The organism is Bacillus sp. D48C, from assembly GCF_053345735.1.
Genome location: NZ_JBKFAQ010000010.1, coordinates 53636 through 68535 on the forward strand (window position 1 = coordinate 53636; position 14900 = coordinate 68535).

Genomic DNA, 14900 nt, shown 5'->3' on the forward strand with positions numbered 1-14900 from the left:
TCAATTATATTTTATTTAGGTGGCAATCTTTATGAAAAAGGAGTTTGGTTATCCAGTATGATTCATCAATATAAATTAAATGGATACAATATCGTGTTAGATACTTATAGCGGATCCGTACATGTCGTTGACAATCTTGCTTATGAAATAATTATGCTATATCAGAATACTCCTATGGAAGAAATCCTGTCAATAATGCAGGAAAAGTATAAATATGATTTCCACGTTTCCAAGAAGGAAATTCGAGAAACAATTGCGGATATTGAAGAACTAAAAAGAGATGGGAAGCTTTTTACCGAAGATGATTATAGGGACCTTTCAATTGATTTGATAAATCGTCCCACTTATGTAAAAGCTCTTTGCCTTAATGTCGCGCATACATGTAATCTGTCGTGTGAATACTGCTTTGCTAGCCAAGGAAAATACAATGGAAATAGAGCCATAATGAGTTTTGAAGTTGGAAAAAGAGCCATAGATTTTCTATTAGAAAACTCAGGTAATCATCGAAATCTCGATGTTGATTTTTTTGGTGGGGAGCCACTCATGGCGTGGAAAACTGTCAAACAGATTGTCGCCTATGCAAGAAATAAAGAAAAAGAGTACAAAAAAACTTTTCGTTTTACCTTTACTACAAATGGTATGCTGCTTAATGATGAAATTACTGAATTCTTAAATCAAGAAATGCACAATGTTGTATTAAGCCTTGATGGAAGAAAAAAAGTTTATGATTATCTTCGTAAAACTGTCAATGGGAAAGGTAGCTATAATCATATCGTTCCAAAATTCCAGGAGTTTGTTGAGAAGCGTGGAGATAAAGAATACTATGTACGTGGAACCTATACCCATAATAATGTTGATTTTACCAATGATATTTATCACATCGCTGACTTAGGTTTTAACAAAATCTCAATGGAACCTGTTATCTGTAATCCCCAAGAACCATATGCGCTCTGTGAAGAAGACCTGCTGGAAATTTACAATCAGTATGAAATTCTCTCGAAAGAAATGCTAAACCGTGAGGAAAAAGGAAATGGTTTTACATTTTATCATTACATGCTCGACCTTTCAGAAGGTCCGTGCGTTCAAAAGAGAATTTCTGGTTGCGGTTCAGGGACTGAATATCTAGCTATTACCCCGTGGGGGGAGATATTTCCTTGTCATCAGTTTGTGGGAGAAGAAGAATATAGTATGGGGAATATATGGGATGGCATTATAAAAGCAGAGATACAGTCTCAGTTTAAGGAAAGTAATTGCTATTCAAAACCGGAATGTCAGGAATGTTGGGCACAGCTTTACTGTAGTGGCGGTTGTCCAGCTAATACAATACATGCAACGGGTTCTCTTAAGGGAACACATGAGTTCAGCTGTAAAATCTTCCGAAAGAGAATAGAATGTTCTATGATGGTTAAAGTAGCTCAATCCATTAGAGCTATGAAGAAGGAAGAACAAGGCATGGTTCAGTAAATAAAAAAGTGCACAAGTGTTGTTATAGCATAAATTTATAAAGATAGTTACAAACAAGAATTCTTTAGTCCAATTTAGAATAAATGAGTTTAAAAGAAGATAGCCATTTGTAATGGCTATCTTCTTTTGTAAAAAATATATAATTTATTCAATTATTTTTTCGATAACAGGCATAACAGCGATTGGTGGAATAGAGTGAGTCCATCCTACGGAAAATATATTTAGTTTTTCACCTATGCTATAGTTATCCTTGCTAGTAATAGGAACACGTAAAATTTTATTCTGAGAAGCTAATTCCCACCAATTATTTTGATAAGAAAGTGCCTCCTCTTTTGTATTAGTGTCAGCTACAACTAAATAATTATCATCTGCTGAAATAACATAACCAGTAAAAGGTATCTGTATTCTTACTTGTTCTTCCTTAATAGGAGTAGGATTACTTATAGAATCTGCGGAAGTAGGAGTTAATCCGAAAACTAATCCACATCCTAGCGTCAGAGTGGTAACCACTGTTACTAATTTTTGTTTTTTTGAAAACATAATATAAATCCCCCTTATATTTTATCCGTACACCATCACCTTTCTATTTTTTATATAGAAAGCCTTTTTATATCCCTAAATTTAACAATTATGTCACAAATAATCCATTGTTTTTTCAAATGTGTATTATTTAAAGATAATATATGTTATAATTCACCAAATTAACTATTAATTTTACCTCTATCTTCTAGTGAATATATATTTTTGAAAAGAATGATAGCGCTATCTTTTGTAAATGTTCCTATTTGCATGATTACCTAATTTTTATGTACAATAAAGAAAAGAGAGTTTCTTAGACAGGAAGAGGAAAGTCATGACCAAGTCATTAGTAAATTTACGAATTGATTTTGCTTTTAAGCAATTATTTGGGACAAGTGGTAGTGAGGATATTCTTATCACATTTTTAAATGCCATGCTAAAGAATTCATTAGAATCACCTATTATGTCACTACAATTAGAGGATCCACATTTACATCGAGAACACGAGGATGATAAATTATCAATTTTAGATGTCTCAGCCACATTAGACACAGGTACTAAAGTAAACGTAGAAATTCAGCTGAATAATAATCACGACATGATTAAACGAAGTTTGTATTACTGGGGTAAATTATATACTTCACAGTTACAAAAAGGGATGCCTTACAGCTCTCTTAGTAAAACAATTACTATTAATTTGTTAAACTTCGTACTTTTTCCCGAATATGAGGAATTTCATACAACGGGAAAGCTATGGAATGTACAACAGCAAAAGCAGTTTAGTGATGATATAGAGATTCATGTTATAGAGCTTCCTAAACTAATGGAACAATGGCGGGAAGAGAAAGTTAATCCGTGGGAAGATTCATTTGTTCGTTGGCTGTTATTACTTCCGGCAAATGAAGATGAACACTTAACTCAAACATTGGAGGACATTGCGATGAATCAAGATCCGATTTTACAAAAAGCAATGAATAAGTGGGAGCGAATGAGTCAAGATTCGACATTCCGACAAGCCTATGAAGCGAGGGAAAAAACCCTAATGGATGAAGCTGCAAAGTTTGCTCACGCAGAGGAGCAAGGAATCAAAAAAGGTATTGAAAAGGGTATTGAAGAAGGCAAAAAAGCCGAACGTATACAATTGGTATGTGGTATGTATAAAAACGGAATGTCTGTAGAGGATATTGCCAAATTTACGAAGTTACCTATAGAAGAAATAAGAGAAATTATCCAATTATAAATAAAAAAGAACACCTACAGCATTTGTAGGTGTTCTTTTTTATGACCAATAATGTCCGGAGTATAATTATTAGTTGATGTATCGTCAGGAAAATAAGAATTTACAACATTAAATATCTTTTAAAAAATTTACATGGATTCTACTTTAAATACATGCTCTATATTCCATCATAATATTGTTAATAATTGTTTGGACGGGCAATATCTCTTTGACTTCATTTACTCGTGCACCTGCGAAAACAAGACCATTTTCACAATCACCATCCATAGAGGTTATCAAAGAAACTAGCGTGCAGAAACGATAAGAACAGTTTTTTAAGCAATTTATACACTTTTTTATTTTTATCTTTTTATTATTATCAGCTATTAATTTAGTAAAGTTATTTTTAACCGCACGACCTTGGAGCCCGACAGTTGTTTTGACTAATATGGTATCTTCTAATCGAGCATTTATATATTTTTCCTTAAAGGATAGTGGTGCGTCACACTCATTACTTGCAACGAATCTTGTACCCATTTGCACACCAGATGCACCCATTTTTAAGGCATGAGCAATATCTTTTCCAGTCATAATTCCTCCAGCAGCAATTACGGGAATTTCGACTGCTGCAACTACTTCCGGTAATATATCGAATAAAGGTCGTTCGGTACCCAGATGTCCTCCTGCTTCATGCCCCTCTACTACAACAGCAGCCGCACCTAATCGTTCAGATAATTTAGCAAGTTTGGCTGAGGAAACTATTGAAATAACTGGTATGCCGGCATTTTTCCCCCAAGTATACATATCTCGTGAAATGCCAGCACCAGATATGATGAAATCAACTTTTTCCTCAATGGCTGCTTTCATTTTTTCAGCAAAATCATTCATTGCAAAAAGGACATTTACTCCAATATAACCAGTATTCCGAATCTTTTCTTTCGCCTTCCTAATATGCATTCTCATTTCATCTATGGAAATACCAGTTCCTGATATAATCCCAATTCCTCCAGCATTTGCAACTGCAGATGCAAGTTTACTTAATGAAATGCCTACGCCCATTCCTCCCTGTAGAATTGGGACCTTTGGCATCATATGCCCGATTTTTAATTGTGGAAAGTTCAAGTAAATACCCCATTTCATTAATGTTATTAGAGTAGATCTGTTAAACCCCTTCAGTTTAACACGGTGTTTGGAACAAACACAGGAAATTAATACCTACTACTAGTAGTTTGTGATGTTTTTTGGTGATTTTCACAAAATGTTCGAATAGTGCGCTATAAATTTTAGAATAATATCAAATGTATATTAAGGCTTCTGGATAAAAAACAACGAAATTTAGATTTTCTAACAAAAAATGTTATTAAAAAATTGATTTGTCAAAAATGAAGTGGGATGTAATCATTAATTATTTTAAGCGGGAATATGAACAGAGCTAAATAGAAGTTTATATGCTTTTTAATAAAAGTAATTTTTGTATTATAAGTGTTAAATAATCAATAGTTGTAAAGGAAAAAATCTATGTTTTTAGTAATCTACACGATTGGATTAGAGACAATTAGATGTGTAGTACATTCTAGAAGTTTTAAATATCAATATTCCAAAAATCTTGATAATCAATATGCTTATCAAATTTTTTTAGTATTCTAATGATTTTAGTTGCAGATGTTAAAGTGGGAATACGATCCTTTTTATTTGCTAAATCACTTATCAGAGATTTACTTAATCCAGTTCTTTGTACAAGCCATTGTTGTTTGATTCCTCTGTGATCTAAATACTCACCAAATGAAGTTCTTTTTTTTCCTAGACCAAACATAAAGAATCCCTCCTAATTAAGAATGATGTATAAATAGCTTGTACAAAATTCCATAAATTTAAACTTTTGTCCATAAATATGGAATTATAATTTAGAACAAAGCATAGAATAATATAAATAAAATGAAAAAATATGGAATAATTTTGAGGAATCTAGCATTCATAGTAATAGCTACAAGTTGCTGATACACTATCCTAATGGCAACTTGTTGCAAAGGGTATTACTAAAATAAAAAAATCTGAAACTCCTTACGTCAGAAGGATTTTCAGATTTTTTCTTTTTTAGATCTTTAATTTATAGATACGTATTTTATAGATTATTATGCATAATATGGCGAATGAGTAGAATGGATTATCTGCTTATATAGCTTGATCGACCTTGTCACTAAGCATATAAATCTGTTTTAGATATGATGAAAGGAAATACTGACAAAAAATGTGAAATCTGAAATCAGTCATATCTGGTCCAGTATACTCACCACTTTCTACCCAGCTGTTAAGTTATCAGTTTGTAGTGAAAAAAGTACAGTCAGCCAGTTTGTGTAACAAAAAATATTTCTATCCCGTCTACAAATGGTTCATTAATATACAATTCAGGGATCATACTTATATTACAAACACTATGAATACTTTTTCGTTTCATAAATTCTCTTCCGTTAATACACTTGCAAGTGTATTATTTTGGATCTTTATGTGTCAAATGAATAATGTTTTTATCTGAATTTTCTTCACCATATTATGTTTGGGTTGCCATACCCAACATAATATGAAAAATCTCAATCTCATTTTTATAGGATGAAATGAGATTGAGACTCTTTTGTTGTTTATTTGCTGGATAATGGAATGGTAACCAAAAATTCTACGCCTTGTTTGGTATTATTTATAGAATATGTGATAAAAAGGGATTCAAAAATTTGTTTTACAATATATAACCCTAAGCCACTCCCTCCCGTATTTCGATTTCTTGACTTTTCGATTCGATAAAATGGTTTGAAAATATGTTGTATATCTTCTTCTTTTATTTTGACACCTGTATTGATAACTCGCATTTGGATGTTGTTTTGTTTAGAATCCTGTGTTAACTTTATATAGACTTTTTCATTATACGGTGAATACATAATCGCATTATGAATGATGTTTTTACAAGCTTTTTCTAAAAGAACATAATCCGTATAAACAAAAATGTCAGAATCGACTTCTTTTATTATTTGAATGCCTTTTTGAGAAGCAAAAAATTCGAGGTTTTTTGTGATTGTATCTATTGATTTCGAAAGATTTACTTCTTCCACTTGAAGTTTAAAGGTATGTTGTTCTAATTTTGACATGCTTAAAATTTCGCGAACCAGTTGTTCCAGACTTTCAATTATTTGATAATTTTTCTTTAAATATTGGTCACGATTTTGATAAGGGCCGATATTATATATCATCCCTTCTAAGTATCCTTTCATAACAGTAAGAGGAGTTTTTAATTCATGTGCTACAATAGCAAAGAATTCCCTTCGCTTAGTTTCTAATTCTCTTTCTTTTTCAATATCACTTTTTAATTGCTGATTCGCTTTTTGTAAATCAAAAATTGCCTGTTGTAAATTTATGGACATATCATTCAAGCTATTGGACAATTCCCCTAATTCATCCATAGAACGAACCTCAATTTTTTCGGAGAAATCCAAGTTTGCCATCTTTTGTGCACCTTTATTAATATAAATAAGTGGTTTAGTAATAAACCTTGAATAGAGATAAGCACTTCCTAAACCAATAACCAGTACAATGATACTAATATAGGGTAGAAAACGTACTAAGACCTGTGAAGCTTCATCAATTGGCTGAAATGTTGCGAACACCACAAGTGTTAAGTTAACATCTTGGAATTGTATTGGCTTGCTAACCTCATATGAATTACGAGGATTATCTAAACTCCTTGCTGGTACTGTTTTAACAAAACCTTTTGCTTGAGTACCGCCTTGAATAGTACCCTCTTGAATAGTACTTTGAAGAAAAGCAATAGAAGGAGAATAAATAAGTCTTCCCTCATTATTTTGAAGGTAGATCACCGCATTATTTTTTTGTGCGTATTCATCAACAAGTGGTATTGCATTTTGAAGCGTAAGATCTTTAGATTTATCAATTATTTCTTCGATTCCCGTTTGAAGCTGATCTGTTTTGTATTGCTCATAAAATTTAGGGAGAAAGAAGTATAAAGTTACATAAATCAAGGTTGCAAAGGCTAACAAAATGAGGGATGTAGTCATAAAGAGTTTATAGGTAATTCTCTTCATCTTCATGATTTTTACAATCTTATTCATCAATTTTATAACCAATGCCCTTTACTGTTTTAATATAGGGTATATCTAATTTTTTTCGTATGTTTTTCATATGCGTATCAATCATTCGTGTGTCCCCGGCATACTCATATCCCCAAATTTTTTCTACGATATTATCTCTTGTGAGTACCTTTTTTTCATTTTGAAGTAGTAGTTGCAAAATTTCAAATTCTTTTGTCGTTAAGGGAACTTCAACTTTATTTACATATACTTTATATGCATCGCCATCGACATGTAGTTCTCTAAATACAAAATGATTATCCGTACTTTGATTATTACTTCTTCTCAGTATTGCTTCGACTCGTCTCATCAAAACATGGAAAGAAAAAGGTTTCGTAATATAATCATCGATTCCAAGATCAAATCCTTTCATTTGATCTTGTTCTTCTTCTAGCGCAGTTAGCATAATAATTGGTATATTTGACTGATTTCGAATCATTTTGGCAACTTCAAATCCATTCAGGTTTGGCATCATCACATCTAGAAGAATTAAATCGAAGGACTGCTTATTAAATTGTTTCATGCCCTCTAATCCATCTGATGCAACTATAACTTTATACTGTTGTGTCATTAAAAATTGTTTGATTAATTCTTGTATTTCTTGATCATCTTCTACCACCAGAATGTGATAGTTCTTCATAATATCACCTCTTGTAGTCATTATAACCTTCCAAACTGGAGTTGATGTGGAGACGTATTAGAAATACTATAAAAACTTCATAAGAAAACTACATGTATTTCAAATTAGCTCCAGATGCATGAGATAGTTTATATACATAGCAAGATAGAGGGAGGTAATTAAGATGTCACTAGAAGCAAACATCATTCTTTCTTTATTAGATGTACAACTGTGGATGGCCCCTCATTCGAATAATAGACGCATAAAAGAGAAAAAACAAAAATTGAAACCAGCACCGGGCTTAAACAAATACACAAGTGTAAATAAAAGAAAACTATATAAGTCTAGTGAACAAAAATAGGGAGGATTAAATTGATTCTCTCTATTTTTGTATTCCATAATTAGGTACTGAAAATCTTTACTATAACTCTAGATTAGCTCCATATAGAATACAGATTAAGTTTGTATGATACATGTACCAAATAGAAAGGAATGATACATGATGTTGACGACTTACACAATCTATCAAATTTTATCCCTTCCTTCTTATTTACACACAAACCTATTACCATTCATTCTCACGAGAATGCTAGAATCTAAGTTTATAACAAAAGAATAAATAAGCTAATGGATGTTTATTGTCCCTTGTTTCCACTTTTTGCAAAACACCTGTATAAACACGTATCCTACTTTGTACATTGAATACTCTATTTGTTGAGAGCCGAATAGGCTCTTTTTTTAGAGACAAGATCGAAGTGGGTTTGAATATCGTCATACATATATTCATAGGAAATTTCAAATATAATGTTACCCCTACGAAAAAACAGTTGATTTATGTTTAAACATGCCTAAAGGTGAAATTTTCTTTTTTTGAAATGGTGATTCTTAAATATTACATTCATACATCGTATTTCAAATATTAAGATAAAAACATTCAATTGTAAATTAAAGGAGAAAGGGATGTTCACAATGGGACACGATGATACAAATCAAACAGAAAGCAATAGGAATAAAGTCTATAAAAAAACAGAGTATTTTTTCACAGGAATAATTGGTGCAGTGATTGGTGCAATTACCATTGGATTGACCACTCCTTATATAAATGAAATCAAAGGAAGTGCAGGTCAATCTTCTAAGCATAACGAAGTAAATCAGGCTACGCCGATCTCTTACAAACCAGAAGATGTGAGCAATCCTCAAAATATGATTGAATCTGCAAAAGAAGTTGTCGTAGGTGTCATTAACTATAAACAAAATGCAGGTTCATTTAATACGCAAAATCAATCAGAAGAAGCTGGTTCGGGATCAGGGGTCATATATAAAAAAACGGCAATAAGGCTTTCATTGTTACAAATAATCATGTGATAGACGGTGCGAATAAAGTAGAAGTGAAATTGAATAATGGTAAAAAGGTTCAAGCTAAAGTAGTAGGGACAGATTCATTATTAGATTTAGCGGTATTAGAAATTGACGGGGCAGATGTAAAAAGAGTCGCAACACTTGGAGACTCAGAAAAAATTCGTACAGGGGAAACGGTAATAGCTATTGGGAATCCATTGGGGTTAGAAGGTAGTGTAACAAAGGGGATTATTAGTAGTAAGGAACGAGAAATACCTGTTAGTACTCTTGGAGATCAACAAGTTGATTGGCAAGCACAGGTAATTCAAACAGATGCAGCTATTAATCCTGGGAATAGTGGAGGAGCTTTGTTTAATGAACAGGGTGAAGTCATTGGAATTAATTCAAGTAAAATTGCACAACAAGCTGTTGAAGGAATTGGATTTGCAATTCCAATTCATATAGCCAAAACGATCCTAGAGTCTCTTGAGAAAGATGGAACAGTTAAACGTCCGATGATGGGTGTACAGTTATTAGATGTAGAGAAAATGACAGATTCTGCACGCAATCAATTAAAATTACCAAAAGAGATATCAAATGGTGCAGTATTGAGGAATATCTCATACCAATCACCAGCAGAAAAAGGTGGATTGCAACAATATGATGTTGTGATTGCATTAGATGGACAAAAAATAGAAAATGTCGTTCAATTCCGAAAATATTTATATAAAAAGAAAAAATTGGGGGATACAATTAAAGTAACAGTTTATCGAAATGGTGAAAAACTAATAAAAAACGTGAAATTAGCGGATTAAACAAGTGCCGCTTAAAAATATAGCCACCTTTCGGTGGTTTTTTATATGTGCTTTTTGTGTGGGTACTAGATATATCAGAGGTGGTAAACGTCATGAAGCAAAAAGAATGTCTACATTGGTATTCCATGGAGGAGGCTAATTTTTCTAGCGATAGTATCTCATCTTGTACTGTAGGGGTCATAAATAAAGGGAGTTATCCCGTGTTTGTATTCCTTCCTCAAGTTAATTGGTTGGTGACTAATATTTTATACCTATTATTATTCCGTTTGTCCTCATTCCACATTAAATGGACTGACTCTTTACCAATGTTCAAAATCGATTACATATTTTAATTTGTGTTCCAGCTTTTCTTGACTATATTAACGAATCACTACATATGCACTCCAGATAAGCCCTAATATCTTTAGATAATCTACTGAATATCTTCATATAAACTCCAGATAGTGTATTTAGAATAACAACTATCAAGGAGGTTAGGAAAAATGAATTTTATAAAACGCGCAATTCTCAGTATGAAAAAAAGAATAGGAACATCATTAATTTTGATGGCGGTCTTTCTGATTGTTACAAATTTAGTGTTGGCAGGATTTGCAATCCAAAATGCATCAAAAAAAGCTGCGGATGCAGCAAGAAAAAAATTAGGTGCAGATGTCACTTTAGGTCTTGATTTTGATAAATTAGGTCAACAAGCTAGGGAAACTGGAGAGATGCCTAAACCACCAAAGCTTAACACAAAAGAAGCAGATCAATTAGCTAAGTCCAAGTATGTAAAAGATTATAATTACATAACCAATACTTTCGGAATTTCGGATGGATTTAAACTAGTAGGTGCCTCAGAAGGAGAAGACGAAGGAAAAGGTCGAGTTGGAATGGTGGCAGCAGCGGGTGGATCAGGTTCGGGCTCAGAAATAGATATGAATTCTTCTCTTTTAATAGAAGGAGTTCGTAAAACTGTATTACAAGAAACTTTTAAAAATGGAAAAAGTAAAATCATTGATGGGAAACCAATTACAGAAAAGATGAAAGATCAGAATGTAACTTTAATGGAAAAACGATTAGCGGAACAAAACAATTTGAAAGTAGGAGATAAGATTAAAATTCAATCAGGGGATAAGAAGCAAACTCTTGAATTTGAAATTATTGGTATTTATGAAACGAATGAGCAACCAATGGGTCAGCATGCTCCTCCTATGATGGATCCAGCTAATAAGCTATATATGCCTTACTCTACTTTAAAAAAATTAGAAACCGATGACGGTATGGGTAATAGTATTCAAGCCGTGTACTTCTTGAACGATCCACAATACATTGATGGATTTAAAAAAGAAGCAAAAAAATCTGATATTGATTTTAATTATTTTAAGTTAGATGCACATGATTCATTGTACAAACAAATGATTGGTCCTATCGAAAATATCGCTTCTACTTCTCAAATGATTATCTATATGGTATCTATTGCAGGTGCAATTATCTTAGGATTAATTATTATGTTATCGATTAAAGCACGTCGTAAGGAAATGGGAATTTTATTGTCCATTGGAGAGAAAAAATGGAAACTGATGGCACAGTTCGTAGTAGAAGTAGTATGTATCGCTATTTTAGCATTTGGATTATCTCTAACAACAGGAGCTAAAGTTTCTCAATTCGTAGGGGATAATTTACTTTCGAGTGAAGTTGCTACAGCAGGTGAAGAAACAGACACTTCACAAAATGGAACTGTAATGGTGGCTGGACCAGGCGGAACTGTACAAAATCAAAAAGAGGATCCAATAGATAAAATTAATGTAAGTGTAACAGGAGAAGACGTAGGAAAAATGGGAGGGATTGGACTAGCTATTGCTATATTAGCAACTATTTTGCCAGCATTATCTATTCTACGCTTAAATCCAAAACAAATCCTTTTAAAAGATGAATAAGGAGGCTCGATATGGAGACGATTTTACAATTTAAAAACTTAGATTATTATTATGAAAGTAACGGAAAAAAAGTAAAGATACTAGATAATGTTAATTTTTCTTTTCAAAAAGGGCATTTCTACACGATTTTAGGACCATCTGGATCTGGTAAAACCACCACGCTTAGCTTAGGTTGTGGGCTTGATATACCTAAAAATGGTTATGTACTTTATAATGGCAAGGATATTCGAAAAATTGGTTTGGATCGATACCGTAATCAAAATGTATCCGTAATTTTCCAATCCTATAATTTAATTACCTATATGACTGCCATTCAGAATGTACTAACGGCAATGGAAATTACAGGTGTAAAGGTGAAAAATAAAAAAGCAAGAGCATTAGAATTATTAGAGAAGGTAGGACTCACAGAAGTAGAAGCGAAACGAAATGTCTTACAACTAAGCGGTGGACAACAACAACGTGTAGCAATTGCCCGAGCATTATCTTGTAATGTTGACTTATTGATTGCGGATGAGCCGACAGGAAACCTTGATGAAGAAACAGCAAATGACATTATTGATTTGTTCCAGGAGCTCGCTCATCAAGAAAATAAATGTGTAATTGTTGTAACGCATTCACAGGAAGTTGCAAAAAAATCGGATCGAGCTGTTTATTTAAGTCAGAAAAAATTAGCAGTGAAAGATGCACCTAGCATCTAAAAAAGAAATACCACGACTAGAAGAGTGTGTACGGTATGGGAATCGTGAAAATGATAAATAACTAGTTAATTATTTTCCGAAAAAATATATGATTAATTTAAAAAGGAATGGAGATAAAAATCTCCATTCCTTTTTAGATAGATAATTAAACCTTATTTAACAGCCTCTTTTAAAGCTTTTCCAGCTTTAAATCCAGGTACTTTTCCTCCTGGGATATGCATTTCTTCGCCCGTTTGGGGATTGCGCCCAGTACGTGCAGAACGCTTACGTACTTCAAATGTACCAAATCCAATTAACTGTACGGATTCCTCTTTTTGAAGAGATTGTGTAATTTGATCTAGGATAGCTTGTACAGATGCAGTAGCCTCTTTTTTAGTAAGTGATGTTTTCTCAGATACTTGGTTAATTAGTTCGGTTTTATTCATTATGAACCTCCATTAAATAATATTTGTTAATTTAATTTTATAGTATAGTAGGTTTTCAAGAAAGGGCAAATTTTATATAAATATAATATTAAAAAGTTGAAGATACTTTTACAGTTTTGTATAGGGGTATTAGGTGTTTTTACTTTGAAATCTATACTATATAAATAGTTAAATAAGGGGAATTGTATTGTAGAGAAGATACAGGCACCCATTTGTAAAATTATAAAATGAAATAAAAATTAATTAATTGAAGTAGTATCACCTAACTATAAATTTAAAGGTAAATAGACTCAAACGAAAAAATTCACACCTTTTAATTGAAAGTATGTGAATTTTTTGTTTTGGGTGCTTAAAATTTTTAAGTCAATGATTAAACATCGTAAATTGAGTCATATATTAGATTTCTCAGCAATATTAAAAACATATGGCGTAAAGATTAAAAAGAAACCTAGTATCACCATCAAAGAATTTAATGAAAATAAAGAAGAATCGTTAATCAAAGATGATTCAAAAATAATTACAAAAGTCATACCAGTTCCACGCAAAATAGATTTAAAAAAAAGAATTTGTCATCATTTCAAATGATTTCAATTGCAAATTTTCAATTGATTTAACTACTTTGGTTTTCATGTTTAATCCTTCTTTCTAAAAAATAGGGTATATACTATATTTATTGTATTCCTGGGTGTTTTTAAATTCAAATTTTTATGGAATTCAATTTTGTATAACAAATCAGTAGGTATTAGGAAGCGGGGTAAGTTGCTTTATCTGTAGGAGGGAGCTGAAAGGTATATATTTTCTTTAATTTAATAATTTAGTTTTTTAGAAAAAGAAGAACGCTTTCTATTAACTAAATTCCCCTAATTTCGGTTTGCTTGATAGTAATAGAAATTTCTCATTAATATGGGGAAGAGATTTTGGCTTTCTTGTATGAAAAGAACTTTGGATTGATATATAACTGGCTTATTCCTATTTTTTAATTAAGGACTATCTAAGTTTTATTAACTTGATGGCAAACGGCTGTCGCCATATTTTTATCCAACTAACTAGAACAGGTTATCTTGCAAAGAAAAAGGAAAGAATGGGCATAGCTAATTAAAGTATAATGATTTACTTAAAACATATGGGGATGTTTTATTAGGGTGATATTAAATAAGATTGACAAATATAGACTACAAATGTAATCTGAATATAAGATTACATTTGTAGTCTATATTTATTTAATAATAAACCTATTTTAAGTAATTTATTCCAATGTTAAAATAGTGTTTGAAAATTTAAGATTACAAATGTAGTATCGATATTAGGATTACATTTGTAATCAAAGGAAGGAGGAAATTGGAAACGTGAAAAAAATACCTAAGATATCTGAAGCTGAGTTAGAAGTAATGAAAGTCCTTTGGTCAAAATCTCCACAAACGGCTAATGAAATAATTCAAGCTCTTGAAGGACAAATGGATTGGAATCCAAAAACGGTTAGAACATTAATTAATAGGTTAGTGAAAAAACAAGTGATTTTTTCTCAGCAGAAAATAGGAAGAACGTATATGTATGGCCCTTTGATCTCACAAGATGATTATTTACAAGTAGAAACTAAATCTTTTATTAAACGTTTTTATGGTGCTGCTTTAAAACCTTTACTTGTTAATTTTTTACAAGAAGAAAAGTTATCTTCCAAAGAGATCGATGAGCTCAAACGTATTCTAGATGATAAAAATAAAAATAATCAAAAGGAGGGAGAATAATTGTAATGG

At 32.1% G+C, this 14900-nt stretch carries 12 protein-coding genes and 1 pseudogene; 7 read left to right on the forward strand and 6 right to left on the reverse strand.

From position 1 onward, the window contains the following. The first annotated feature begins 57 nt into the window (after positions 1-57). Positions 58-1464 carry a thioether cross-link-forming SCIFF peptide maturase gene (gene scfB / locus ACLBXA_RS21545; RefSeq protein ID WP_277489876.1) on the forward strand — a complete coding sequence of 469 codons (1407 nt, stop codon included), beginning with the start codon at positions 58-60 and terminating at the stop codon, positions 1462-1464. A 144-nt stretch (positions 1465-1608) separates the two neighbouring features. Here the strand turns inward: scfB and ACLBXA_RS21550 are convergent, their stop codons facing one another. Then, on the reverse strand, positions 1609-2004 hold the full coding sequence (locus ACLBXA_RS21550) for a DUF3221 domain-containing protein (RefSeq protein WP_277489878.1): 396 nt from the start codon (positions 2002-2004) through the stop codon (positions 1609-1611). Between the two features lie 313 nt (positions 2005-2317). Here ACLBXA_RS21550 and ACLBXA_RS21555 point away from each other — a divergent pair, with 313 nt between their 5' ends. Continuing rightward, entirely contained in the window at positions 2318-3223 is a 906-nt protein-coding gene (locus ACLBXA_RS21555) for an Rpn family recombination-promoting nuclease/putative transposase (RefSeq protein ID WP_000167466.1), read from the forward strand. 144 nt (positions 3224-3367) lie between these two features. Here ACLBXA_RS21555 and ACLBXA_RS21560 read toward each other — a convergent pair whose 3' ends face one another. From ACLBXA_RS21560 to ACLBXA_RS21575, 4 genes are all read right to left on the reverse strand, one after another. Then, complete coding sequence (locus ACLBXA_RS21560) at positions 3368-4342, reverse strand: NAD(P)H-dependent flavin oxidoreductase (protein ID WP_277489882.1); 975 nt, start codon at positions 4340-4342, stop codon at positions 3368-3370. A 442-nt stretch (positions 4343-4784) separates the two neighbouring features. Further along, on the reverse strand, positions 4785-5015 hold the full coding sequence (locus tag ACLBXA_RS21565; RefSeq protein WP_000467338.1) for a helix-turn-helix domain-containing protein: 231 nt from the start codon (positions 5013-5015) through the stop codon (positions 4785-4787). Positions 5016-5838: 823 nt separating this feature from the next. After that, positions 5839-7296 (reverse strand): sensor histidine kinase, encoded by a 1458-nt coding sequence (locus tag ACLBXA_RS21570; RefSeq protein WP_277489940.1) that lies wholly within the window; start codon positions 7294-7296, stop codon positions 5839-5841. 13 nt (positions 7297-7309) lie between these two features. Then, positions 7310-7975: a response regulator transcription factor gene (locus tag ACLBXA_RS21575; protein WP_277489885.1), complete on the reverse strand. Its 666-nt coding sequence runs from the start codon at positions 7973-7975 to the stop codon at positions 7310-7312. Positions 7976-8138: 163 nt separating this feature from the next. Between ACLBXA_RS21575 and ACLBXA_RS21580 the strand changes: the two genes are divergently transcribed. The 4 genes and pseudogenes from ACLBXA_RS21580 (at position 8139) to ACLBXA_RS21595 (ending at position 12721) form a co-directional block, all read left to right on the forward strand. Next, positions 8139-8315, forward strand: a complete 177-nt coding sequence (locus ACLBXA_RS21580; RefSeq protein ID WP_000050958.1) for a hypothetical protein — start codon at positions 8139-8141, stop codon at positions 8313-8315. A gap of 599 nt (positions 8316-8914) precedes the next feature. Next, positions 8915-10107, forward strand: a pseudogene (locus ACLBXA_RS21585) (S1C family serine protease). 482 nt (positions 10108-10589) lie between these two features. Next, entirely contained in the window at positions 10590-12023 is a 1434-nt protein-coding gene (locus ACLBXA_RS21590) for an ABC transporter permease (protein WP_029443197.1), read from the forward strand. Between the two features lie 11 nt (positions 12024-12034). Continuing rightward, entirely contained in the window at positions 12035-12721 is a 687-nt protein-coding gene (locus ACLBXA_RS21595; protein WP_000447832.1) for an ABC transporter ATP-binding protein, read from the forward strand. 152 nt (positions 12722-12873) lie between these two features. On the opposite strand, the gene ACLBXA_RS21600 is transcribed toward ACLBXA_RS21595, so the two are convergent. Continuing rightward, positions 12874-13146, reverse strand: a complete 273-nt coding sequence (locus ACLBXA_RS21600; protein ID WP_001043921.1) for an HU family DNA-binding protein — start codon at positions 13144-13146, stop codon at positions 12874-12876. Positions 13147-14492: 1346 nt separating this feature from the next. On the opposite strand from ACLBXA_RS21600, the gene ACLBXA_RS21605 reads away from it, so the two are divergent. Next, positions 14493-14891, forward strand: a complete 399-nt coding sequence (locus ACLBXA_RS21605; RefSeq protein WP_029443199.1) for a BlaI/MecI/CopY family transcriptional regulator — start codon at positions 14493-14495, stop codon at positions 14889-14891. The last annotated feature ends 9 nt before the right edge of the window (positions 14892-14900 follow it).